Genomic DNA, 25545 nt, shown 5'->3' on the forward strand with positions numbered 1-25545 from the left:
CATTTCTTGCTCCTTTCCCTTTTTAAAACTTCTGAAACTTGTTTCTACGAATTTTAATATGTTCGACTTTTGGAAAGAAAATCTGGTTCTGCCCCTGTTACTCCACTTTGCCCCCAATTTCCTGGAATCATTTCTCTGATGACAATAAGTATTTTATCCAAAGGTGCGTGCGTAAATTTAGATGTAGTTTGTGTTAGCAGCTTTACCCATATATCCTTTGTTTCTTGATCAAATGTATTCCAGATATCAATCGTAATGATGGCCATTCCATCTACTGTATTTGCCTGTGTATGATAAGACTCTTGTGTATTCCAATTCATGACTCTACTCTTATCGGCAAAGCTAGGATCAGATGCAACTGCCCCAGCTTTTCCCCAGTTTTCTTTCTCAAGTTCTTTTATTAATATTTGGATTTTGTCTGGAACAATTTTTAGTAAATTTGTTGTTAGTTCAGTAAGTGTAAAAATGAATTCCTTTTTTTCTTCCGTTGACATGGATGGCCATGTATTTACCTCAATTAATGGCATAATGATTCTCCTTTAAACTTCATCATTTAACAAATTTTTAATTCCTCTAATGACTAAGTCATGATCTTCCTCAGGGGTTAATCCTGAAACTGTTATTATACCGATAACCCCAACGTTTTTTATTTGGATAGGATATGCTCCACCAAACGCAGCGTATTTTGAGGCATCTAAGCAATATTTCTCATGATATGGAATTCCACTTAACTCACTTTGCATCTGTAAATAATACGAGCTGTGGTTGTGCAGCGAAACAACCCGCTTTTTTCGTTCAATCCACTGACTATTTTCCTCAGTCATTCCTGTCATTTTATAATGAAACAATTGAACACCATTCTTTGTTATATCAACAGCAATGGATTTCCCTTCTTGCTTCGCTTTTTCAATAATTAATAAGCCTAAGCGCAGGGCATCGTCATTTGTAAAAGTGGAAAATTGAAGTGTTTCCTCTTCTTTTAAAATTTCATCTATACTTAAAGTACTCATATCACTACCTCCAGCTATCCTTCAGTTAATCGGAAATGTAGTTCTGATCAAATGCGGTTATTTTTAATGTTCATGGACGTATTACTGATCCATAAATGTATTATAAGAAGTGTATTCGACGAAGGTAAGTACGCACTTTAAAGTGATATAGTCACTTAATTGTTCCTATTATGATAGAAGGGAAAAGTTTGTGAGATGTTGAAGCAGGATTGTATTCGTTGAAAAAATTTGTTACTATGGAAATACAATTATGAGAGGACTGATGAATGAACAATGATGAACTAATCTATATTTTTATTTGAAATGAAATACTTCAAACTACAAAATATAGGGTTAGTCTGTCCATTTTTAATAATCAGTTTCCATTTATTTGTCATGATCTGTTCATGGCAAGTAAGATGACGAATTTTTTAAAGCAAAAGACTAATCCTTCCAATTGATATTGGGAGGTTTTTTTATGCTCTCATAGTTAGAATTTTTTCTGTAACTTTCATCTACTAAAAAGGAGAGGGAAAAAATGATTGATTCAGACACTATTATTACGCATGTAACACTCCGTATAAGTCGTTAATATCCATCTGCCTATACGGAGGAATATTAAAATAGATGGATATACCGACTTTGTATGAAAAGTAAAACTGTTGCTATACAAAGGAGGAACTAGCATGTCCATGATACAAGTACAAAACTTAACATTTTCTTATCCAAGTAGCTTTGACAATATTTTTGAAGAGGTAAATTTCCAAATCGATACGGATTGGAAACTTGGGTTTATCGGTAGAAATGGCCGAGGTAAAACAACATTCTTTAATCTTTTGTTAGGGAATTATGAATATAGTGGGAAAATCATTTCATCAGTAGAATTTACTTACTTCCCCTATCCTGTTTCGGATCAGAACAAATTTACTCACGAAATTTTTGAGGAAATTTGCCCACAGGCTGAAGATTGGGAATGCCTTCGTGAAATATCCTATTTGGATGTTGATGCTGAGGTTATGTACCGACCGTTCAAAACATTATCAAACGGAGAGCAGACGAAGGTGTTGCTTGCTGCATTATTTTTAACTGAGGGCCAATTTCTTTTAATTGATGAGCCAACCAACCATCTTGACACAGATGCACGAAAGATTGTCTCAGAATATTTACGGAAGAAAAAAGGATTCATTTTAATTTCTCATGATAGAGCCTTTTTAGATGGCTGTGTAGACCATATCTTATCCATCAATAGAGCCAATATTGATGTTCAAAGTGGCAACTATTCTTCATGGAAGCTGAATTTTGATAGACAGCAGGAACACGAAGAAGCAACTAATCAACGTCTACAAAAAGATATAGATCGATTAAAACAGTCTTCGAAGCGTACTTCAGGCTGGTCAAATCAAGTGGAAGCTTCCAAAAATGGGACAACAAATTCCGGGTCTAAGCTAGATAAAGGATTTGTTGGACATAAAGCCGCCAAGATGATGAAGCGGGCAAAGAACATTGAATCTAGACAACAAAAAGCCATTGAGGAAAAGTCAAAACTACTTAAAAATGTAGAAAAAACAGAGGCACTAAAATTAGAACCATTGGCCATTCAATCAAAGGAATTAATAACTTTAGCTGATGTATCTATTCACTATGATGATCACATTGTCAATAAGCCAATTAGCTTCAAGGTGGAGCAAGGCGACCGTATTGTGTTGGATGGAAAGAATGGCAGCGGAAAAAGTAGCATCCTTAAACTAATTCTAGGAGACCCTATTCAGTATACAGGCTCCATACATTTAGCATCGGGCCTTATCATTTCCTATGTTCAACAAGATACTTCGCATTTAAATGGCATGCTGTCGGACTTCATCGAAGAGCATAATATTGATGAGACGCTATTTAAATCCATCCTAAGAAAGATGGATTTTGATCGAATTCAATTTGAAAAAGATATTTCTCATTATTCCGGTGGTCAAAAGAAAAAGCTCTTGATTGCTAAAAGTTTGTGTGAAAAAGCACATATCTATATTTGGGATGAACCTTTAAACTTTATAGATATTTATTCACGCATGCAAATTGAAGAGCTCATTCAAAGTTTTAATCCCACAATGGTTTTTGTTGAGCATGACGAGGCATTTCAAGAAGCTGTGGCAACTAAAACGATATCGATGTAGTTAAACAGGAATCCATTTTGAAACATCAAAATGGATTCCTTTCTATTTATAAAGATACTTCCTTCAAGAGCGTTTGCTTCATGCTTTTGATGATGCCCATGTGGTGGCTTTCATGGTTCATATGGAAAATGACCATATCCCCTATGGTTTTCATGCCTAAAAAAGGCTCTTTCAGAGGTTCATTTAGATGGCCACTACACGCTTGTTCAATAAGTAGCGGTTGTTCCTCTAGAAGCGTAATTATTTGTTCCATCGTTGGAGGCTGTTCAGTCCAATTATCGGGCTTGCTCCCACTCGGAAACATTAAATGATAGGATAAAGGTAATTGTCTTTCTTGATGAACAGCTGGAAACATACTATGATCCCAACCCACTAATAAATGACCTGCGTTCCAACGGATATTGTTCGTATGGCCATCGGGTATTTGGTCCACAATATCCTCGGGAATTATACGTAGAAATTCAACAGTCCAATTACGCCACATTTTCATTTGTTCAAATAATTGCTTTTCACTCATCTACTCCCTCCCCTTCTACACGCTATTCAAGTATATATTAACACAATATTCCAATTATTTTCATCGGCTTAACTAAACAAAAAAAGATGTATCGCTAAAATAACTAGGATACACCTTCTTATAATGAAAAAAATACCACAACTGATTGATTGTGATATTTTTTAATGTTTTACTTTTTTTCTTTATTAAATTGTTGTTGTTCTTTCTTTTGTTCTTTTTGTTCTTTCACTTCTAGTTCTTCAATATTAAATTCCATTGCTACTTCTTCTTGCTCTAATTCATTCTTTTTCTTTTCTTTCGCCATAACTCTCACCTCCAATAAGCTATAAATTGTCCTTATTGCGGTGATTTATACTATCATGCTTAAATTATGATACACATGTATAAAACCACAATATACAACCACAATAAAAGTGCGTAGTGTCTCACTACTTAAAGAGCTGCAGAGATTTATTCTCTGTGGCTTCTTTTATACGTAAGTGCAAAAAATCATGCTAGGTCTTTAAATTCTTTTGATTAAAAGGAATGTTTATTCTTTATTCATCCATACTATCTTTGTTTGAAAAAAAAGGTGAAAACCAGAAAAGGAAGTGTAGAATATGGGTATTCTTGGTGGAAATCCAAAAGATGAACCATTGCATTATGGTGAAGTATTTAGTGTTTGGTCAAGTTTAATTGCAGATTATGGTATGATTTCTGGCTATCAAACGTTCTATAATCATGCTGGTGATGAAGATCTTAAAAAAATAATTGAAGATTTGATCGAAACGTGTAGAGAAGAAGTAAAACAATTAGAAAAAATTCTAAAAACGAATGGAATAGCTCTACCACCAGCTTCACCTGAAAGACCTGTCGCAAGATTGGAAGATATTCCTCCAGGTGCAAAGTTTAACGATCCTGAAATTAGTGCAGCTCTTACTGCTGATGTTGCTGCTGGATTAGTGGCATGTAGTCAAGCAATGGGTACGTCTACTCGTGAGGATGTCGCATTAATGTATGGACAATTCCACATGGCTAAAGCTCAACTTGGTGCAAAGCTTTTACGTTTAAACAAAAATAAAGGATGGCTTGTACCACCGCCATTACATGTCAATTATCCTGAAAAGTAAAGTCAATTTCCCCGAATCGAGGAATGCAAATGTATTACTATAAAGAAGAATTAATTAACATTATTAAGCCTGACAAACCGGATCCACAAGCAGCACGTGTTATGCAAGAAATACTAGGTGGTCATTATGGTGAAATGAGAACCATGATGCAATACTTTTTCCAAAGCTCTAATTTTAGAGGGAAAGAAACACAATATCGTGATTTACTTCGTGGCGTTTTCCTAGAAGAAATTGCCCACGTCGAGCTCGTACAAAATACAATAAACCAATTGCTAAACGATTCAGGTGAATCTTCTGCTCCTGGTAGTAACGGCGCCGACCAAGCCCCTTTGGATGAAGCTGTTAGACATGCTAATCCTCATCATTATATTGTGGGGGCGCAATCCTCTTTACCTGTAGATGCTGCAGGTAATCCTTGGAATGGTTCTTGGGTGTATGCACATGGAAATTTGATTGCGGATTTATTAGATAATTTAGTGCTTGAGTCTACAGGTGTACTCCAAAAAACACGTATTTATGAGATGAGTTCAAATCAAACATTTAGGGAAACCCTTGCATTTCTAATCGTTCGAGATAATGCCCATCAAAACGCATTTGCCAAAGCATTAGAAACGTTAGGAGTTGATTGGGGAAAACTGTTCCCAGTGCCGAATTATGATATCAACAAATATCCCGAATGTAGGAAATTCGTCGAAATGGGCTATCATAATGCCCAATTTAACTTCAGATTAGATCCAACACGTATCGGTGAAATCTTCCAAGGACAAACGCCAAGTAGAAATGGCGGAGAACTTAATGTAACTCCCCCGCCTGAAGGGTTCCCTGTACCACTCATGCCAGAGATGCCAAATGAACACAGCCCTGGTCTGAAGGATATGAATCATTAATTTCCCAGTTTAATACTGGGATTTTTTTTTGTAAAAGAAATGAAATAATGAATTCTTGCTAAAAATTTTATAGACCTTCAAAACTGTTATTCATTGGTATCTCTTCAATATATGCTCTCTTTTTCTTCATCCTCCTATTGGCGATGAAAATACTAAACATACTTACGATAAATAAACCTAGGAAAATAATCCATGCCACTTTGTAGCTTTGTGTAACATCATAAATAAATCCAGAGACAATCACACCAAATGAACTTGTAGCAACGAAGAATATTTGAATAAACCCAAAAATAGCACCAAAATCTTTTTGTCCAAACAGATCATCTGTCATGAATGGTGGGCCAATTGTAGCGATCACAATACTGAAACCGTAGGCAATGGCGAACACGAACGCCAAGATTTTGGCTTCTGCCATCAGTAAAGATACCATTGCAATTGTCATACAACTTCCGACAAACAAGATTCCGCCTGTTGTTCTAAACTTATCGAAAATCGCGCCTAGTATCAACTTTCCAACAGTATTTGATAATGATAATAGTCCGAAAATGGTACCTGCAAATAGCGCGGGGTGTCCAATATCCATTGAATAAGCTGGAATATGCATTTGTACTCCACCTGCAACAAGTGCAAAGCAAACAACACCGAAAATAAATAACCAAAATACGCCCGATTTCTTGGCATCTGCCAATGTTACACCGGATTGATCTTTACTTTCCTGCTTAATTTCTACTTGATCTTTACCAAGTGCAATCATACCTTTTTCAGCAGGGCTTTTCTTTGTAAAGAATAAAATGAGAGGTAGCGATATTGCGATAATAAGCACACCGGCAATCACATACGTTGTTCTCCAGCCATAATTGGCAATCAACGTTGTTAAAATGGGACTAAGTGCAGCCGTTCCGACGCCTGAACCCGCAAATGCCAATCCCATTGCCAGTCCTTTTTTTTCATAAAACCAATTCGTAAGCATAATAGAAATAGGAATATTAGAAAAACCTGCAACGCTTATCCCGATAAAAAATGCAACGATAGCAAAATATACTGCTGATTGTGCGAGCGAGTATAGCATAAAACCGCAACCTGCAAGAATGACACAAGCCGCCATAATGAGCTTCATATTTCTTTTTGCAAGTAGCTTTCCCATAAAGGGGGAGGCAATCGCGACACCTAAACCACCAACTGAAAGTACAAATGAAAAGGTAGTTCTAGTCATGCCTAATTCCTCTGTTACAGGTACAAGAAATAAACTGTGTAGAGAATTGACAATGGAAAATGCAGAAAACATAATCAAGAAGCTTGTTATAACAATGTACCATCCATAAAATATCCCTTTATTTGCTTGAGGCATATTATTCCCCATTTCATTTTTACTTTATCGGACATCATGTTTTTCTGCTACTTGTTAGCCAATTTGAATATAACATGTTTTTTCACGTGTATAATCGAGGACCGTATCTGCGCCAAAGCCACTCCCTTTTCGTCCACCAAATGGTAATTCAGTTCCTACAATGCGATACGTATTTACCCAGACGTTTCCTGATTCAATTGCGTGAATCATACGATGTGCTCGGTTTAAATCGGAGGTCCAAACGCCAGCACCTAATCCATATGCAGTATCATTTGCTATGGCAAGTGCATCCTCTTCCGTATCAAATGGAATTATTACAGCAACTGGACCAAAAATTTCTTCTTGGCATATTTGCAAATGATTATTGTCTACCAATATTAAAGTCGGTTCGATCCAGTAACCATCTGCTAATTCTTCTTGTTCGGGTAACAAGTTTGCTCCACCATATTGACCACCAATAATAATTTCGCTTCCTTCTTGTTTCCCTAACTCGATATACGAGCTTACTTTTTTAAATTGCATTTCATTGGCTACAGGTCCCATAGACGTTTGCATATCGAATGTGTTACCTAAATGAATATGTTGAGAAATTTCTTTTTTCATAAGGGAAATCATGTTAGAAAGGATGGATCGTTGAATTAGAATTCTTGAGCCACCTACACAAAGCTGTCCTGCATTGCCAGTAAAAATCCCATTTAGCGTTACTCCACTTGCTGCTTTAGCTAAATCCGCATCTTCAAAAACAATATTGGGTGATTTACCGCCAAGCTCAAGTACCATGGATTTAGGGCTTTGTGCGGTTGATTGAGCAATTGCTTTGGCTGTGTTTCCAGAACCAGTTAAGCTCACTTTGTTAACATGTGGATGACGAACAAGTGCATCGCCCACTTCAGCTCCTGTACCTGAGATAACATTTATTACGCCTGGTGGTAAGACACTTTGTATAATTTCCCCATAGCGAAGAGGCGCAACAGTGGCAAACTCTGATGGTTTAATGATGACCGTATTGCCACCTGCAAGTGCATATGCTGCTTTAACGGTGAATGTCCATAATGCTGAATTCCAAGGAATTATTCCTACCACTACCCCATATGGTTCTCGGATTGTAAACCCTACGGTGTTGGGTCCTAGTTGAACGGTTTCCCCTTTACTGCCAACATTTGTGGCTACTGCAGCTGCATCATACCAAATATTTGTTAATGTTGGAATCAGACCATACTTTGTTTCACGAATAACCCAACCATTATCTTTTGTTTCTAATTCAGCTAATTCGTCTCCAAATTGTGATATCAAATCCCCAATACGTCGTAAATAACTAGCTCGTTCACTAGCAGAAAGAGTGGCCCATTTTGGAAGTGCGTTTTGAGCTGCAGTCACTGTTGCTTCAACATCTTCGACTGCACTACATGGAATTGTCGCCCAAGCCTTACCAGTAGCAGGATTATAGCTCTCTATTTTTTTACCTAAAGAAGACGGCATTAACTGACCATTAATAACATTTTTATAGTCTTTCAAATCACTAATTGTTTTCACTGACTTTCCCACCCTTTCGTAATATGAGGTTGCTTGCCTTCTTACATAGCCACACAGAAATTGAAAGACATTCTACTACACTACCATCCTAATGCAATTGCTGTTTGCTCATAATATTGCTGGGTGCTCCCTAAATAATTTTCATAAAAACGAGCTCTTTTCACATACAGATGACAATCAAGTTCCTCTGTAAAGCCAATACCACCATGAATTTGAATACTATCGGATGCTACTTTGATAAAGGCATCGGTTGCAAATAATCTAGCACTCAAAATGGCTTCTACTTGATCGTCTGGCTTGCTTGTTATCGCCCAGTTCGCATAGTAAGCTAATGAACGAGCTGTTTCCAAATCCATTTTCATGTCTACTAATCGATGCTTAATTGCTTGAAACCTACCAATTGGTTGATTAAACTGCTCGCGAATATTAGCATATTCAACTGCAGTCTCTACAATCTTGTCCATACTTCCCACAATCGTCGCGCAAAGTGCTGCGTTAAATGATAATAGACCCTCCAGTAGAACGTCCCATCCATGATCAATTGGGCCAAGAATTTGATGCCTCGATACTTGTACTTCATCAAATATCACTTTTGTAAGTAAACGTGTTTGATCAAAGTTTTTTTGTTGTTTTAATTGCAGAGTCACTTTGTCCTTATCAATGATGACTAATGAAATCCCTTGATTATTTTCTCCGTCTGAGGTACGAACTAGGGTAAGTATACTATCTGCTAGCTCGGCTTCGGGCACTAATGTTTTTACGCCATTTAAAGTTAGAACGTCGCCTTGTAATGTAGCATTGAGTCTAACGTGAGCTGGTTTATAGTTCCCATCTGGCTCTAACCATGCAACTGTAAATGTATGTTCACCATTTGCAATAGCCGGTAAATAATTAGCTTTCTGTTCGTCTGTTCCATACTTCTCTAGCAAAGGGACTGCTAAAGCATTTGTTTCTAAATATAAACCGGGGAGTAAAGCACGACCTGTTTCTTCTAATATGGGTACTAAATCTAGCTGACCTAGCCCCATCCCACCATATTCTTCTGACACATTGACACCCATACAGCCAAGCTCTGCCAAACCAGAATGTAGTGTTTTCAATGAGCTTATATTACCTTCTATAATTTCACGGGCTATTTTTGTTTGTCCCATATCATCTAAATATTTACGTACATAGCTTCGAAACATTTCTTGTTCTTGATTTAAAGAAAAATCCATTTTAAACACCCCTCCTAGTTATCGACCCATATCCTTTGGTAATCCAAGTATTCTTTCTGCAATAGTATTCTTTTGGATCTCACTTGTGCCCCCTCCAATGGTCTGTCCAAAAGAATACAAATAATTGTCTTGCCAATAGGATCAATCCATCATGGCGTCTTCTTTCCACAACACACCACGATGACCTTGCATTGAGATAGCCTGAGCAAAAAGCTCTTTTGTTAATTCACTAACTAGGAGCTTATCCATCGAACTTTCTGCGCCAGGGTGGCCATTTTTCAATTGCTTCGTTAAATTTCGATAATAGTTTAATAGTGATCCACGTGAACGGGTATATAAATCCACCATTGTTTTACGAACAAATGGATTTTTGATAATCGGTTCATTATCATCAATCAATTCCTTCGCTAAAGTAACGAGATCATTGAACTGTTGCTCTAACGTAAATACTTGGCCACCAATGCCCGTTCTTTCATGCATAAGAAGTGCAATGATAACTTTCCAACCTTCATCTACTTCTCCGATAATTTCCGTATCATAAGCAATAGCATCATTTAAATACACTTCATTAAAATCTTTTTGACCATCCATCGAAACAATTGGTCTAGTTTCTACTCCTGGCTGATGCATGTCGAGTAGGAATACCGTAATTCCTTTATGTTTTTTCTCTAATCGGCTCGTTCTTGTAATCAAAAAGCAACGATCAGCTACATGACCAAAACTTGTCCAAACTTTCTGACCATTAATAATCCAACGATCTCCATTTTTCACCGCTGTCGTTTGGATAGCTGCTACATCTGAACCTGCATTTGGCTCAGAATAGCCTTGGCACCAGACTTCTTCACCGGTAATAATCTTTTGGATATATTTTTCCTTTTGCTCTTCAGTACCAATTTGCATTAATGTTGGAGCTACCATATGAAGACCCACATAATTAATCAATGCTGGAGCTTTTATGCGTACCATTTCTTGTTGATAGATAATTTCCTCCATTAGCGTGGCGTTGCGGCCTCCGTATTGTTGCGGCCATGCAATTGCTGCCCAACCACCTTCATATAATTTCCTTTGCCAGTCTCGTAAAAATAGCTCATACTCCTTCGATTCTTTATCTAGCTGGACCTTCCCCTGTAACCATCCAGCTGGTAAGTTCGTTTCTAGCCATGCTCTTAACTCTTGGCGAAATTGTTCTTCCTTTTCCGTAAATGAAAAATCCATCTCATCATTCCTTTCAATTAAAAGCAATACTATGCCAGTATCCATTGTGGAAGTGCGCGATCTTCCGTAATAGCCTGCCAAATCATTTTGACTGGCATACCAATCTTAATATCCTCAGGTGAACACTCTAGCAAATTACCAATTATCTTTACTTCTTGTAAATGGTCTAACTTAATAACGACGATAATCGTTGGTAGCTCATCCTGAAACCCTGGTAAGAACGGACGATACGATACAACATAAGAATAGATCGTTCCCATAATTGTAGTACCTTGATTTTCCCAGCTTAGTTCAGTTGAACCGCATTTTGCGCAGGCTGGGCCAGGTGGATGATTATACGCATGACATATTTCACATTTTTGGAGCATGAGTTCATGCCGATCAGCCGCATCCCAATAGGGTTCATTATCCTGTGTTTTCACGGGTATTGGTTTTTGATAAGTCATGAGTTTCCCTCCTAGTTTCTTAAAATCATTGCACCTGCGATGTCAGGACCAGCCCACCCAGTACAAATACCTATTTCACAATTTTCTACTTGTCGACCAGTTCCTTTATAGTCATGACGAACTTGACGGACAATTTCAAGGACATTGTTCATGCCATGTGTATATCCTTCTGATAGCATCCCACCAGCTGTATTTGTAGGTAGCTTACCACCCATTTTTAGATGGCCGTTTGCAACAAAATCACCGACTTCTCCACGTTTGGCAAAGCCGTAAGCCTCTAATTGACGCAATACTACCCAACTAAAGCAGTCGTAAATCGATGCGACCTGGATATCCTGTGCTGTTACTCCTGCTTTTTTATAAAGGGAAGGTGCAACGTAATCTGATGCCACTTCATCTAAATTCGTCCAATAATGTGCGTGTGATACGGCTTGTCTTGCTTCGATGCCCATAATATATACAGGCTTTGATTTGCAATCCTTCGCTTTTTCAGCAGATGTGACAATAATCGCATTGGCTTCGTCTGATTCTAAGCAAAAATCATGTCGATTGAATGGATAGCTTAAAGGTGGTGTCTTTAAATACTCTTCCATCGTTAATGGTTTACCGTAAAAAAATGCTTTTGGATTACGCTGAGCATGCTCGTAAAAGCTGACACACACATGGCCTAAATGTTCTTGAGTAATTCCTGTTTGGTGCATGTGACGTGTTGCAAATAAGCCGAACCATTGACCAGGACCACCAGCTCCATAGGGAATAAAAAAACTTCCGCCGTCCATTGCTGCTTGAAGCATATTGACATCCCAGCCACCACCACCCATACGAACACCAGAGCGGCCATTCATCGAACGGTAAATAAGAACTGTACTGACTTGACCTGTCTCAATTAACCCAATTGCATCGGCAATTAACATTTCTGTACTGCTTCCGCCTCCCATAATGTCTTTTACATATTTCGGTCTTACGCCTAGATAGGTTGCTACTTGATGAGCTGTGCAAGAATCATTTTCAGAGTAGCTCATGAACCCATCAATTTCTTTTGCTTCTAATCCCGCATCCCTTAAAGCAGCACGGGCAGCATCTAATGCTAAATGTAAAGGTGTGGTTCCCGAATTTTTAGAACGTTCACTTTCTCCTACGCCCACAATGGCATAGCGATCTTTAATAGTAGTCATATGGCCATCCCCCTTTTTTGTTACATCATTTGTAAAGTCGCTGTTCCAACCCCCACAACTTTTCCTGGAGCTTTCTCGGCATATAGTTCCAAATCAACGAATTGTCTTGCTTTCTCTTCATAGACTTTTTTTACGATAGCTGAACAGGATATTTCATCACCAGGTCTTGTCATTGAACCGAAGCGCATTTTAAAATTAGTCGGAGTTGCAGATGTACCAGCTAGTTCCATTACGTATTGTCCAAGAAAACCCATTACAAGCATCCCATGGGCTATTACACCAGGCATCCCAATACTTTGAGCGAAAGCATCATCCGTATGTAAAGGATTGAAATCACCTGAGGCCCCTGCATATTTGACAAGCTGTACCTTTGTTACTGGTGGCTTCACTAGTGGTTCAAGTCTTTGTCCTTCTTGTAAATCTTTAAATTGAAGCAAGATTCTTCCCCCTTTTGACTTGTATTGGAGGTTGAACGAAGCCATCAAAAATCTTCGTTCAACCAAATATTTACGCTTTATTACTTGCTAATGTACGATAAATAATATTTGTACGACTAATAACAACTAGCTCTCCCTCGTCATCTTTCATTTCTGTATCCATTACTAAAAACTGCATGGGACCATTTTTACCTTCCTTTTCATAAACATCTGTCACTTTCATTTGACAATGCAAGCGATCTCCAGGGCGAATGGGTTGACGATAAATAAACTCTTGCTCACCATGTAGCATACGACTATAATCCAAGGGCAGCTCAATTCCTTGACCACTATCAGCTCCTATTGCTACTGGAAAGCTTGGCGGTGCAATAATCCCCCCATAAATCGTTGTTTTTGCGTAAGCCTCATCGACATAAAGTGGATTCGGATCTCCAATTGCCTCTGCAAATTGACGAATATGTCTTTTTTCCACCTCAAAAACGAACTGTGGTCCAGTTAAACCAACTAAGCTTTGATCTAGCTCCATGTACTCACCCCCTTACTACTAACTTTTCTTTCAGATTTTTACTCACTACAATCATTGCGTCAGCTGCTTTGATGCCATCCTCATAAACGATTAACGGATTAATATCTAATTCTTCAATCATCGTTTCATTTTCAGTAACTAGCTTCGATACTTTCAATATCACGCTAATAATGGCTTCGATATCTGCATGTACTTTCCCACGCGCCCCCTTTAAAAGGGCCTTCCCTTTCACTTCTTCAATCATTTCTTCAGCATCGGCTCTCGTTAGCGGCGCCACTCTAAAAGAAATATCTTTAAATACTTCAACAAATATACCGCCTAACCCAAACATGATAACTGGTCCGAAATTTGGATCCTTAGTAGCTCCAATAATGACCTCAGTACCTTCAGGCAGCATCTCTTGAACTGATATGCCGTTGATTTGTGCATCTTTTTTAAACTTCAAAGCATTTTCATAAATTTCAGTAAACGCTTTCATTACTTCGCTTGCATTTTGAACATTAAGCCGAATTGCATCTGCCTCTGTTTTATGAGGAATATCAGCTGAATCAATCTTTAAAACGACTGGATAACCAATAGAATTTGCTAAATGAACAGCTTCCTCTACAGTAGTGGCAATGCCTCGTTTCGTTGTTGGAATATCATAAAGATCTAGTATGTCTGCTGCTTGTGATTCACTTAATATCGAGTATGATTCACGTGCTATGGCTATAGTTTTCTTAGGAGATTTGTCTTCTTGATGAATTGTTTGTTGATGTTTTCTTAATCTCTCACTATATTCCACTAGCTTTGCTAAGCCTTTAATTGGATTTAAATCACCAGGAATAACCGGAATACCATTTTTCTCAAGCTCGTCTTTTCCTTTTGGGACAGACATGCCTTCTAAAGGGAATGTTGTTATAAAGACAAATTTATCCGAATTCTTACAGATATCTATAAATTCTTGAAGATAAGGATGATCAGCATCCCAGCCTAATGGAAATTCCGTTAAGATAATATTATGAACATCAGGATCGGCCACAAGTGCTCGAAGAGGAGCAATAAATAATTCAGGATTGGTTACTGATGCTGCTGCTGTTAAGTCAATTGGATTAAGAGCACTACCAAATGAAGGAATATGCTTTTTAATTTCTTTCTTCGTCTTTTCACATAGAGGAATAATCGATAATCCAACCCCCTCACAGCGATCAGCCTCATTAATTCCTCGGCCACCAGAGCTTGTAATTAATACGGTATTTTTCCCCTTTGGCAATTTATTGGATAAAAATAATTTTGAGAAGGTAATAATATCTTCATAATCATCGACTCTAACGATACCACTTTGCCTGAAAAACGCTTCATAGATGAGATCTGATCCAGCAAGTGAGCCTGTATGTGAAGCGGCTGCTCTACTTCCAGCAGTACTTCTCCCTGTTTTCATCAAGACGATGGGCTTTTGCCGATCTAACGCTTCATGTGCTAAATGTCGAAGTTTTTTACTATCTTTTGCACCTTCAAGATAACCAGTAATGATTTTCGTTTTTGGATCATGAATCATATATTCCACAACATCGGCAAATTCAGTTTCCATTTCATTACCGACACTCACAAAGTAATTAAAGCTTAATCCTTTTTGGGCAGCGGCCATATACGTTAAAACGCCAAATGCGCCACTCTGTGAAACATATCCAACTGCTTTTTCTTCATGTAGGGGCACTGCCAGGATAGCAGGTGAAAATGTGCCAATCATGCCATTCGTTGTATTGACTAATCCCACACAGTTAGGACCAATGATTCGAATACCATTTGCTAATGCTATGTTTGCTAACTCCTGCTGTAATTTAACACCTTCTTCGCCAATTTCAGAGAACCCAGAAGCAAAAATAATCGCTGCTTTGACATTTTTGCTTGCACATTCTTTAAGACTCTCCTGAATTTGATCAGCCCCTACACAAAAGATAGCTAAATCTACTTCACCAGGGATAGCTGTGATCGAAGGATAGCAGGTAATTCCCTCTATCTCACTAGCTTTAGGATTAATCGGATAAATGACGCCAACAAACCCTCCATCTAATAGTGCTTTCAATTGAATGTATCCAATCTTATGTGGATTGGTAGAGGCACCAAGTACTGCAATAGACTTTGGGTTAAACAAAGGTTCTAGTGATTCATAAGCTTTCAATTCTTTCGTCATTATTTCACCTCGGTTTCGAATAATAGAAAAACAATTGATGATGGTGAACATTGTATCTGACGAAGTTGAAAATCGAGGAAAAAAAGTACATGTAAAATGATTTAATTATTAGGAAGTAAAAAAAAGAAAAATAGGGAGAAACACAAGCATAGCAAGAGCTAAAACGTTCACAATTTATTTTTTGTACATCCTAACCACGACAATTACACTCGATAGCCACGACATATGGGAAGGATCATAGCCAGGGATATAGAAGATAAAAAACAAAAAACCACCTAATATACCGTTTTTTACGATATATTAGGTAGTTTTATAGTGTTAAGTAAACCTTTGGATCCAATTCTTTATTTTACGTTGAATTTTGATCGATGGTGTTTTAATCCCTCGTTCAATATGACTTATATAGGAAGTTGAAATCTCAATTTCCTCCGAAACTTGTAGCAGGGATAAATTCCATTGCTTACGTATTGCTCTAAGTTGAAGCCCCAATGCTGCTCCCTTTGCATTAGAAGATGTGTTGTCTTGGAAATCAATTGATTTTTGTGCCGTATTTTTCGTGTTTTCAATAGAACGATACTGTTCTTTTATGATGTCAGGTGGTTCAACTATAATGGTAGAATCCAACCAAATATGAACCCAGCCTTTATGATTAACGATCTTTTCCTCCCATTTATGATAATGCCATGCAGATAGCACGCCATCCTCAAGCAACTGATCCAATGCGTTCTCTAAACGGTCTCTCGTCCGAGATGGTGTACGTTCATTTACTTTTTCTCCGATAGCGTCTAATAATGTTCGAATCTTATTAGGCTGCAAGAAGTTTCCCTTTCTTGCTTGAGTTCTCCATCTCCAACTAAAATATCTCGCTAATCGTTTCTCCCACTTTTGACTATATGGGTTGTAATATAGGGTTTGGATTGGCAAAAGAGCAATTTGCCTGCCTGACCCATAAAGATACTTTGAAAAAACTTTATCGACTGTAAAAGTAAATGTTTTTTGTTGATTAATATAAGCTATATCATATTCTTTGCGATGATGATCAACGAAAAGAAAAGTTCTACCCTGAAGCTGTGTTTGGACAGCTTTACCCTTTTCATATACAGTGGCTTTGTTCAATTCTAACCATAGACTTTGAATCTTTGTAAGCGATTGCAAAACTTTGTCCTTTTGAGTTTGCTCATAACCGCCTCTTCTCCCTTCGCCTCCTAGCTTCGGTTTTAGGCCTCGTATTTTTAATAAATCATGAAAAGGAACTTCGATTATATCTTCCGTATACCGTGCTTTTGAGAGAAAAATACTACATAAAGCATCGAACATATCGACGTCTAAATCTGTTAAGCTTTGTGCTTGTTCTTGCGCTTTTTCTATCATTGCTTGTGAAGCGATGGTCCTTTCTTTAGCTTGAAAAGGAATCAATTGAATAGTTCCTTCTACATTTCCTTTGTATAAGGATGTAGTAGGCCAAAGTGTTTCGTACATGCTTTGGAAACTTTTTTTATAAAGGGCTTCTCTAACATACTGATAAGGAGCGTTATTCATTACATGCAAATAATGCTCTACCCCTAATGCTAAAATAAGATTTTGATTGTGAGGAAGTATTTTCTGATTCAATGGTTCTGATATTCGGAGCAATGATTCTATCTCTTCTAAGGATAAATGGACTAACTTCATGGAAGCTAAAATTTTATTGAACCATTCGGTCGTATAGTTATTCACAATGTCCGTATATTTTGAAATAAATCGGTCGTTTGAAGAAAGATTCTTTGTTATTTGTTGATAAAATAAATCATTTAATTCATGGGTACTTAATTGATTCATCCCTTCAAAGCCAATCGAACATTCGATTTCCTCTAATACCCAATCTGTTAAATACATTTGAAACCAGGAGCAAAACTCGTCCCATGCAGTATCTTCACCAAGAAACGTATTCGCTTTAATGATTTGTTCCATTCGGAGCACATATTTCTCAAAATGAAGCGCGTTGACATGTTTCGATTTTCGTTTATTAGTTGCTTTTACCTGTTCCTCATATTGTTGAAATAAATACATAATTATTTTTGTAGCAATCCAAGTTATCACACGATTTCTAGAGGAAATTCTTAAATTCATGAATAAATCTTCACTCTCTTTATAAGTACGATCCCATATGACGAAGGAGCTGGAAGTAACATGATGATGCAAGGGTAATGTACCTGAAAGAGGTATGTTCGGTTTTTTATTATGAGGAGAAGTTACTTGTTCATAAATACAAAGAACATAATAATTATCAATTTTATCGACAAAATGATTAGTCATGCGGTTACTACTAAAATCGTTTCGTAACATTTCCAATTGGTCAAAGGCAACATTCTCGTAATCATTATTCTTAACCATGAATACCTCCTAGCAAAAAATAAAAATATAATGATGTGTACTATATAATGATAAGTGTAATTCTAGCACCAATTAACAGAATATTCTATATTTAATTGATGGTGTTTTCATATCAATAGACAAAAAACACCGTTTGACAGATACAAACGGTGTAAAAACTAAATCAATTTATAATAAATAACTGTTGTCTCTAATTCACCCTTTGAAGAAATAGTATAGGCGGGTATTTTACCAACTTCTTGATAGTCTAAGGATTTGTACAATTGATTAGAAGGATCGCCTTCCCTTGTATCTAATACTATTAAAGACCTGTTTTCTTGCTTTGCTCTTTCTTCCGCTATTTGCATCAGAGCGCGCCCAATGCCGTGACGTCTAAAGTCTGGATGCGTCATTAATTTGCAAATTTCAGCTCGATGACGTCCATTCGGCTTTGTCATTAAATGCAATTGAATACTGCCTGCCACTGTTTGATTGATTTTGGCAATAAACAAAATGACGTCTGGTGCTATGACTGTTTGCCAATATGTTAGTGCTTGTTCTTGCGCTAGTGGAGGTAAAAATCCTAGAGATGCACCTTCATCTACGACCGTTTTCAAAAGCTCGGATAGCCCGTCTAGTTCTTCATTAAGTTGTTTTGTATCTTTTATATCTTTTAGCTCCATTTTTTCTCCCCCATTTTCTATTACTTTCGAATACTATCACTTTTTTAAAAATTAGTATGATCATAACAAAAGATCAAGATCTGATAAAGACCTTGATCGAAGGAAATGGATGTTTAAAGTGATTGTTGATATAAAATGGTTTGTGCGATGCCGATAAAATATTCTGATTCTACAATAATATGATTTAATACAACTTTGGCTGTTGGATTGGTGCTGATCGGTTTACTGTCTTGCATAAGCATACGACAAAATTGAATAAATTGTTCACTCTGTTGGAGACAAAAAGAAGTAAGCTGCAAAATATCTTGAAAAAGTGCTTGGGAAACTTGTCCTTGTGAGCGATTGACAGTTTCTATATATCTAACAACTTGCTGATGTGTCTGAGCAAAGGCTTTTTCCCATTCCTTCAATCTCTCGACGTATTGCTGCTCCAAATCTTTGACAAGCTCCCTAATCACTACCGTATGTTCCTCTTCTTGATGTTTCCAAAATTCAGCTTCATCAAGAACACGTAACGGCATTTGATTGCCATAATAAAACTGCATGCTTCTCCCCCATTCCAATCATCTCTTATATGTATATACAAGAGCTGTAAAAATAGAACGTTAGAATGTTCGAATATGAATCTTCATTTCCTAAACCAAGCAGCTTCTAACAGCTCAATCCCCCGTTCAATTGCTGCTTCCTCTAGATTGGCAAATCCAAGCAGCACCTTTGCAGACTTTATCTCAGAAGGGCTCGCATAAAAAATAGAGGTAGGATAAACCTTTACTCCTTTTAACCTCGCAGTTTCAATCAGTTCCTCTTCCGACATCTTATTATTTGGTTCAAGTAGAATATGTAAGCCACTGCTAGCCCCATACAATTTTACTTTGTCTCCAAATATTTGATGAATGGCCTTTATTAATACCTCATATCTTCGCTTATAGCCATTCCTTGATTTGTTGAGGTGCCTTTCCCAATGGCCACTTTCTATAAATAATTGTAAAGTATGCTGATGGTGTCTTGATACAGTTTGAACATAATAGCTGTTCCGTTTAAAAAGATCGATTAATTTTCTCGGTAGAACCATGTAGCTTAGCTTAATGGACGGAATTAATGACTTTGAGAAGGTGCCCATATAAATAACCTGTTCATTTGAATCTAATCCTTGTAGAGCTGGTATTGGTTTACCCGAATATCGAAACTCCCCATCATAATCATCCTCGATGATATACGCATCTTCTGACTTAGCCCATTCTAATAACTCTAGTCTTCTTGTGATTGGCATAACCGTACCAATTGGGAATTGATGAGATGGCGTGACATAAACAGCTTTAATATTACTGTTTCTTAAATGGTCAATCTGAATCCCTTGATCATCAAGAGGTATGGGCTTCATCTTTATACCATGATCCTTCAAAAGATAACGCACCCGGTAATAACCTGGATCCTCCATGGCAAAAAGCTCGTTCCGTCCAATTAAGTTACATACGATTCCCATAAGATGTTGTAGTCCTGCACCAATAACAATTTGGTCTGCTGAGCATTGAACTCCTCTAGCTTCGTAAAGATAGCTTGCTATATGTTTCCTTAATTCGAGCTCTCCTTGAGGATCTCCATATAAAAAAAGATGGGCATTATCTTCATTAAGACTTTGCATAGTCAACTTTCGCCAAATTTTATAGGGAAAGTCTTTTAAATTGATATCCCCATAATTAAAATCATACTTTATGGTCATTAGTTCTTGTTCTGGCTGAGACACTAATGGAGGTGATTCAAAAAGACTAGGGCCCATTTGAAAATAGCCCTTTTCAAGTGCAGCAACATATAGCCCCTCCCGTTCTTTACTCCAAACATAACCCTCTGCAAGGAGCTGTTGGTAAGCTGCGTCCACTGTATTTCGACTAATATGTAAATGCTTAGCTAAACTGCGCTGTGATGGCAATTTTGTATTTGCCACAATGTTTCCATGTTGAATTTCAGCTTTTAAATAATTGTACAATTGAAGATAAAGTGGTTCCTGATTATTCAAGTTTGGCGTTATTTCGAGCATCGTTCCTTGGCTCCTTTCGAAATAGCATTGTTGGCACTTTTAAGGGGTACCAGTGATTGTTTATAATAAAATCTACATTGTTGAGGAGAAAATGTAAAGACGCCTACCTGTAATAGTTTGTTTATTCGAAATACTCGCAATGAATTTGAAGAACTAAGGAGAGATTGACATGTATATTCCTAAGTATTACAAAATAACTGATTTAGAAGAAATCACAGAATTTATTCGAGAGAATTCCTTTGCAACACTTGTTTCAACCATAAAAGGTAAGCCAATAGCAGTTCATATCCCGGTACTACTGAATAAAATCGAGGACGATTATTATCTAACAGGTCACTTAGCCTATGGAAATCCTATATGGAAGACCTTTGAGGAAGTAAATGATATTCTTGTCATATTTAATGGACCTCATGCTTACATATCATCCTCTTGGTATGAGAAAGAAAACGTACCAACATGGAATTATCAAGCTGTCCATATTTACGGGAAAGCCAGTCTAATAGATGGCAAGGAGTTAGAACAAGACTTAACGAGTCTACTTGAAAAATATGAAAGTTTCCGTGAAAATCCTGTATTATGGGATAAACTATCTCCAGAGCTTTTACAGCAAGAAATCAAAGGAATTAAAGGATTTAAAATCAAGGTAGAAGAGGTGCAAGCTGCCTATAAATTAAGTCAAAATCGTAATGCTTCTGACTATGTTAATATTATTAGCGAGCTCTATAAAGAAGAAGATCCACATGCGGCTGCTGTGGCAGAGGCTATGAAGAAAAATAGAACTGAATAAAATAGATGGCAGAAATGTTGTGATATCAACGTTTCTGCCATTAAACATTTAGGCAAGTGTTTTGGTCATGATAAGATCAATTTGTTCTTCATCACCCATATAGAATGAATGGGCTCCAGTTTGGACAAAGCCTATTTTTTGATAAAAACCGATGGCATGATCATTCTTCTCCCAAACACCTAGCCAAATACTTTTTTTGTCTTGCGCCATAGCTACTTCCAATGCTTTGTTGAACAAATGTTTGCCAAACCCTTTTCCTTGAAATTTGTCGCGAATGTAGATTCTTTCAATTTCAAGTGACTCATCCCCCATTTCTTCAGATTGGGCTTCATCAACATTTACCTTTAAATAGCCAGCAATTTCTTCATTGTCCGAAATAAAATAGAATTGTGAAGCAGCATTTTCTAATTCTTGTGCCAGCTGTTTTTCATTAAAGGCTTTTTCAAGATATGCTTTCATATTTTCAGGTGAATTTTGCTCTTTAAATGTATCATGGAATGTTTCAATACTAACTTCTTGTAGCTTTTTTAAATCTTCACGGTTACACTTTTTTATTTTAATTGTCATTTCTTGCCCTCCTACTAAGCTCTTTCTAGATTTTATATTGCAAATGCAATAAAAAGAGTATATAGTCAATGTAACGCAATTTTGTTGTATTTGCAACAAAAATAATGGAAAGGGGGCTGCAATTTGAGATATGCTTTTTATGTAGTAGGCCTTTTAATTTTAACGCTTGGTATTTCTTTCACTATACAATCCAATCTCGGCACCTCTCCTTTTGATGCTCTTTTAGTAGGCTTGTCTAGAAATGTGGGCTTGACAGTAGGTAGCTGGGAAATCATTCTGGCCATCCTATTAATCGGTAGTAATGCCCTAATAGCCAAACAAAAGCCCGAAATAGTAGGCTTGATTACAGCATTTATTACTGGTATAGGGATAGATATGTGGTTATTTCTATTACGCGATTTCGTAACACCAGACTTTTGGTATAGCCAAGCCATTTGTTTTGGCATAGGATTGATAGTGACTGGGTTAGGAACCGCAACCTATTTACATACAAATTTTGCACCTATTCCTGTAGATCGACTAACTATATTAATAAAAGAAATGACGAAAAAATCGATATTTTTCTCAAGAACAATTATTTATGTCTTATTTTTAGTACTTGCCATGATTTTTAAAGGGCCAATTGGAGTCGGTACGTTATTAACAGTTTGTTTAGGAGGCTTTATCCTGCATTTCTTTATGCCGATAATCGGGAGAATATTAGATAACAAAATGAACATAAGCCAAAAGGAAGAGCTTAATCGTTAGACAATAACAAAAACCAGCTACTCAATTGAGATGAGTGCTGGTTTTATCTTAAATTATTTCAAGTTTCACTCCATATTGATTGAATATCGCATGGTATTGTTGTTCGAAAATGGACCACCTCTGTTCAGCTCCATGCTTTTTACGTAATGCATTAAAGTAATGTTTCGCTGCAGTTACATCATTGGCCTGTAATAGCAAATGAAAGCTCTCTTCACCTAAATGTAAAAATGGGCCTGACGTATAATAATCAACAATGGATCTGGCACTGGTCATCGTTTCAAAGAAATGAAGGACATCTTCTAAACAAGGAAGTAGCATTTTTCTTACGTTATCTATATTAGTAGTAGCTGTGATAGAAAATCGATCTGGAGCAGTGTCAGCTATTTCTCTCATCCTTGCCCTGAAGTGACATTCTACTTCTTTCGGTGAGGTCAGAATTTCTTTCGATTGAATTTGTGCCAACTCAGCTGCGTAAATCCCGCAATTCACATAAAATAGAACCTGAGTAGCTGTATTCCCAGCAGATTTTTGGAAATGGATTAGGTAGATGAGGTTGTCCGTTCTCTTATAGAAATTCAGACCTTTCTTGTTGAAGCCGAATGTGGCTAAGAACGGCTTTATGTCCTGTTTTATCAACTCATTAAAGATGTGCTGCAACATGTTCCCTCCTTTGTTAATTCTTCATATTCATTTTTTAAAATAGACATAATATGTAAAGATTCAAAGCCATGTTCTGTTTTGAGACAATCTCTTAATGTTCCCTCTACTACAAAGCCCTGTTTTTGGTAAAGCTTAAAAGCTCGCACATTATTTACTTTCACATCTAGCCATAGACGATGAGCTTGAAATTTCGTAAATACCCAATCTTTAATAAGGTTAAAGGATTCCTTACCATACCCTTTTCCTTTTTCGTTGATCGTAATTCTTACAAGCTCAATGCTTAAATCGGGATTTTCTAATCCAGCAATAATAAGATAGCCTACAGGTTGACTTCTTTTTCGATCTTCCACAATTAAATGTAGAACATCTGTATTTGCCAATGCTTTTTCATGCTTTTCCTTTGACCACGGAATAATATATTTCGAATTTTCTTCCATTGCTTCTAGGCTACAAACAAAATCTACATCTTGCTTATTTGTTTTTCTAAGAGTGACACTATCAGATTTTAAAAACATCGAAAGCCCTCCAGTATTCTATTGCATTTTTTTCTGGTAAATTTACGACCAGTGCGTTTTTTGTGTAGGTTATTATATGTAAATTAACACTAATAACCCTGTATAGACAAATATTTCATATATTTTTAGTAAAATTGCCCATGTTTATTGCAGAAGTTTTACAGAGTTAAAAATAAGGTTTCAATTTTGGTGTTTAGGGGTAATCGGTAATATTATTGAAAAATAATTCTTGTCTCATTCATGCTATCCTTACATTATTCAAAGGCGAAAGCTTTTTGAAAGGGGTAAGGTTTAATTGAAGAAAAAATGGTTACTACCGATTTTTGCATCGTTTATGTTCTTTACAGGTGTAGGTATTCATGATGCAAAAGCGGCGACAATAGCAGATATAACGAATACAGCAAAAGCATATTTAGGTGTTCCTTATCAGTATGGAGGAACAAATATACAAACAGGTGTGGATTGTTCAGCTTATACACAAATTGTTTTTTCTAAGCTAGGCATTTCACTTGAACGTACATCAAAAGCCCAATATCAGCAGGGTACTGCAATCTCTAAAGACAATTTAAAGACTGGTGATCTCGTATTTTTTAATACATCGGGAAGCGGAATTTCCCATGTTGGCATATACATAGGTGACAACAGCTTTATTTCGGCAACGACAAGCTCTGGCGTTAAAATCGATAAAATTAACGACCCTTATTACTGGGGATCTCGTTATGTAGGAGCAAAACGCGTGGCAACCTTTACTGACAATGATTTTGGTGAAGTAAAAGAAGCAGAAATTGACTTTAGCATTTATGCATCGCGTGGTGAAGTTGCTCTTCGACTAGCGAATAAATTACAGTTAAATACTAGTAACACTAATTCAAGTTTCCCAGATATCAAACCATCGTCCAAATATGCAGGTGCTGCAGAAGCACTTAAAAAAATCGGCGTTTTCACAGGTGATGAAAATGGGAAATTCAATCCTGGGTCACCTATGACTCGTGGTCAATTATCGAAAGTTTTAGTGGAAGCCTTTAATTTAAAACAACAAGGAACTGCAGAACAATTTGCGGATGTTCCTAACGCTCACTGGGCTAACACATATGTAGCCATTCTCGCCTCCAATAAAATTACGGTTGGTAAAGGGGACGGAACATTTGGCGTAAACGACAATGTCACATTGGCACAATTAGATGCCTTCATCCAACGATTAACTCAATAACCTCAAAAAATGGCGTTTCATCTTAAGATGAGACGCTTTTTTACATACTCTCCTCTTTTAAAAAAGCCAGCTTGCCTTGTACTGACTTTAAAATCCCCTCCCGTTTTGTAGATTGATGGTAATAAAATTATATCAGCATACATCATCAGCGTGACAATCATATTGATGATCCCAAAGCCAACGGTTGATAAAATTACGCTCACAACATCTAACTTTGTTTTAGTAGTTTCAAAGACATTAATTAAATATTTC

General features: G+C 37.1%; 26 protein-coding genes. 6 read left to right on the forward strand and 20 right to left on the reverse strand.

The features are described 5' to 3' along the window. Positions 1 to 53: 53 nt before the first annotated feature. Both ABC382_RS03600 and ABC382_RS03605 read right to left on the reverse strand, forming a co-directional pair. Positions 54 to 527, reverse strand: a complete 474-nt coding sequence (locus ABC382_RS03600; protein WP_412926568.1) for a tautomerase family protein — start codon at positions 525 to 527, stop codon at positions 54 to 56. 12 nt (positions 528 to 539) lie between these two features. After that, complete coding sequence (locus ABC382_RS03605) at positions 540 to 1010, reverse strand: heme-degrading domain-containing protein (RefSeq protein ID WP_274797244.1); 471 nt, start codon at positions 1008 to 1010, stop codon at positions 540 to 542. A gap of 665 nt (positions 1011 to 1675) precedes the next feature. On the opposite strand from ABC382_RS03605, the gene ABC382_RS03610 reads away from it, so the two are divergent. After that, positions 1676 to 3154 (forward strand): Lsa family ABC-F type ribosomal protection protein, encoded by a 1479-nt coding sequence (locus ABC382_RS03610; RefSeq protein ID WP_341386249.1) that lies wholly within the window; start codon positions 1676 to 1678, stop codon positions 3152 to 3154. Between the two features lie 46 nt (positions 3155 to 3200). On the opposite strand, the gene ABC382_RS03615 is transcribed toward ABC382_RS03610, so the two are convergent. Next, positions 3201 to 3671 (reverse strand): DinB family protein, encoded by a 471-nt coding sequence (locus ABC382_RS03615; protein WP_341386248.1) that lies wholly within the window; start codon positions 3669 to 3671, stop codon positions 3201 to 3203. 169 nt (positions 3672 to 3840) lie between these two features. Further along, positions 3841 to 3975: a hypothetical protein gene (locus ABC382_RS03620; RefSeq protein ID WP_274797240.1), complete on the reverse strand. Its 135-nt coding sequence runs from the start codon at positions 3973 to 3975 to the stop codon at positions 3841 to 3843. Between the two features lie 295 nt (positions 3976 to 4270). On the opposite strand from ABC382_RS03620, the gene ABC382_RS03625 reads away from it, so the two are divergent. Beyond that, positions 4271 to 4780, forward strand: a complete 510-nt coding sequence (locus ABC382_RS03625; protein WP_274797238.1) for a DUF3231 family protein — start codon at positions 4271 to 4273, stop codon at positions 4778 to 4780. 29 nt (positions 4781 to 4809) lie between these two features. Further along, positions 4810 to 5667 (forward strand): manganese catalase family protein, encoded by an 858-nt coding sequence (locus tag ABC382_RS03630; RefSeq protein WP_274797237.1) that lies wholly within the window; start codon positions 4810 to 4812, stop codon positions 5665 to 5667. Between the two features lie 67 nt (positions 5668 to 5734). Here the strand turns inward: ABC382_RS03630 and ABC382_RS03635 are convergent, their stop codons facing one another. From ABC382_RS03635 to pdxR, 13 genes are all read right to left on the reverse strand, one after another. Next, complete coding sequence (locus tag ABC382_RS03635; protein WP_412926569.1) at positions 5735 to 7015, reverse strand: MFS transporter; 1281 nt, start codon at positions 7013 to 7015, stop codon at positions 5735 to 5737. 54 nt (positions 7016 to 7069) lie between these two features. Then, on the reverse strand, positions 7070 to 8548 hold the full coding sequence (locus ABC382_RS03640; protein WP_412926570.1) for an aldehyde dehydrogenase family protein: 1479 nt from the start codon (positions 8546 to 8548) through the stop codon (positions 7070 to 7072). A gap of 80 nt (positions 8549 to 8628) precedes the next feature. After that, on the reverse strand, positions 8629 to 9765 hold the full coding sequence (locus ABC382_RS03645) for an acyl-CoA dehydrogenase family protein (RefSeq protein ID WP_312507620.1): 1137 nt from the start codon (positions 9763 to 9765) through the stop codon (positions 8629 to 8631). Positions 9766 to 9906: 141 nt separating this feature from the next. After that, a complete protein-coding gene (locus ABC382_RS03650) occupies positions 9907 to 10980 on the reverse strand; it encodes an acyl-CoA dehydrogenase family protein (protein ID WP_412926571.1) in 1074 nt (357 codons plus the stop codon). A gap of 29 nt (positions 10981 to 11009) precedes the next feature. Continuing rightward, the gene (locus ABC382_RS03655) at positions 11010 to 11426 is read right to left on the reverse strand and encodes a Zn-ribbon domain-containing OB-fold protein (RefSeq protein ID WP_341386245.1); all 417 of its coding nucleotides are present in this window, start codon (positions 11424 to 11426) and stop codon (positions 11010 to 11012) included. Between the two features lie 11 nt (positions 11427 to 11437). Next, positions 11438 to 12601 (reverse strand): thiolase C-terminal domain-containing protein, encoded by a 1164-nt coding sequence (locus ABC382_RS03660; protein WP_312507617.1) that lies wholly within the window; start codon positions 12599 to 12601, stop codon positions 11438 to 11440. Between the two features lie 20 nt (positions 12602 to 12621). Continuing rightward, on the reverse strand, positions 12622 to 13038 hold the full coding sequence (locus ABC382_RS03665; protein WP_412926572.1) for a MaoC/PaaZ C-terminal domain-containing protein: 417 nt from the start codon (positions 13036 to 13038) through the stop codon (positions 12622 to 12624). A gap of 70 nt (positions 13039 to 13108) precedes the next feature. Continuing rightward, on the reverse strand, positions 13109 to 13564 hold the full coding sequence (locus tag ABC382_RS03670; protein WP_412926574.1) for a MaoC family dehydratase N-terminal domain-containing protein: 456 nt from the start codon (positions 13562 to 13564) through the stop codon (positions 13109 to 13111). Positions 13565 to 13568: 4 nt separating this feature from the next. Continuing rightward, complete coding sequence (locus tag ABC382_RS03675; protein ID WP_412926575.1) at positions 13569 to 15737, reverse strand: acetate--CoA ligase family protein; 2169 nt, start codon at positions 15735 to 15737, stop codon at positions 13569 to 13571. 318 nt (positions 15738 to 16055) lie between these two features. Continuing rightward, positions 16056 to 18110, reverse strand: coding sequence for a helix-turn-helix domain-containing protein (locus ABC382_RS03680; RefSeq protein WP_412926576.1), 2055 nt, complete (start codon positions 18108 to 18110; stop codon positions 16056 to 16058). Positions 18111 to 18268: 158 nt separating this feature from the next. Further along, complete coding sequence (locus ABC382_RS03685) at positions 18269 to 18772, reverse strand: GNAT family N-acetyltransferase (protein WP_312507612.1); 504 nt, start codon at positions 18770 to 18772, stop codon at positions 18269 to 18271. A 113-nt stretch (positions 18773 to 18885) separates the two neighbouring features. After that, complete coding sequence (locus ABC382_RS03690; RefSeq protein ID WP_412926577.1) at positions 18886 to 19317, reverse strand: DUF2935 domain-containing protein; 432 nt, start codon at positions 19315 to 19317, stop codon at positions 18886 to 18888. An 83-nt stretch (positions 19318 to 19400) separates the two neighbouring features. Further along, positions 19401 to 20807 carry a MocR-like pyridoxine biosynthesis transcription factor PdxR gene (gene pdxR, locus ABC382_RS03695; protein ID WP_412926578.1) on the reverse strand — a complete coding sequence of 469 codons (1407 nt, stop codon included), beginning with the start codon at positions 20805 to 20807 and terminating at the stop codon, positions 19401 to 19403. Positions 20808 to 20976: 169 nt separating this feature from the next. On the opposite strand from pdxR, the gene ABC382_RS03700 reads away from it, so the two are divergent. Next, positions 20977 to 21594 (forward strand): FMN-binding negative transcriptional regulator, encoded by a 618-nt coding sequence (locus ABC382_RS03700; RefSeq protein ID WP_412926579.1) that lies wholly within the window; start codon positions 20977 to 20979, stop codon positions 21592 to 21594. A 48-nt stretch (positions 21595 to 21642) separates the two neighbouring features. On the opposite strand, the gene paiA is transcribed toward ABC382_RS03700, so the two are convergent. After that, on the reverse strand, positions 21643 to 22161 hold the full coding sequence (paiA, locus tag ABC382_RS03705) for a spermidine/spermine N(1)-acetyltransferase (RefSeq protein WP_412926580.1): 519 nt from the start codon (positions 22159 to 22161) through the stop codon (positions 21643 to 21645). A 123-nt stretch (positions 22162 to 22284) separates the two neighbouring features. Here paiA and ABC382_RS03710 point away from each other — a divergent pair, with 123 nt between their 5' ends. Further along, positions 22285 to 22908, forward strand: coding sequence for a YczE/YyaS/YitT family protein (locus ABC382_RS03710; protein ID WP_322610839.1), 624 nt, complete (start codon positions 22285 to 22287; stop codon positions 22906 to 22908). A 48-nt stretch (positions 22909 to 22956) separates the two neighbouring features. Here ABC382_RS03710 and ABC382_RS03715 read toward each other — a convergent pair whose 3' ends face one another. Both ABC382_RS03715 and ABC382_RS03720 read right to left on the reverse strand, forming a co-directional pair. Beyond that, positions 22957 to 23568 (reverse strand): DUF4304 domain-containing protein, encoded by a 612-nt coding sequence (locus ABC382_RS03715; RefSeq protein WP_412926581.1) that lies wholly within the window; start codon positions 23566 to 23568, stop codon positions 22957 to 22959. Then, positions 23541 to 24083, reverse strand: coding sequence for a GNAT family N-acetyltransferase (locus ABC382_RS03720; RefSeq protein ID WP_341386235.1), 543 nt, complete (start codon positions 24081 to 24083; stop codon positions 23541 to 23543). Before ABC382_RS03720 ends, ABC382_RS03715 begins: the two co-directional genes overlap by 28 nt. Before the next feature lie 295 nt (positions 24084 to 24378). Between ABC382_RS03720 and ABC382_RS03725 the strand changes: the two genes are divergently transcribed. Beyond that, a complete protein-coding gene (locus ABC382_RS03725; RefSeq protein WP_322610842.1) occupies positions 24379 to 25293 on the forward strand; it encodes a C40 family peptidase in 915 nt (304 codons plus the stop codon). The last annotated feature ends 252 nt before the right edge of the window (positions 25294 to 25545 follow it).

Origin of the sequence: Lysinibacillus phoenicis, assembly GCF_047238325.1 — a bacterium.
GTDB classification, from domain to species: domain Bacteria; phylum Bacillota; class Bacilli; order Bacillales_A; family Planococcaceae; genus Lysinibacillus; species Lysinibacillus irui.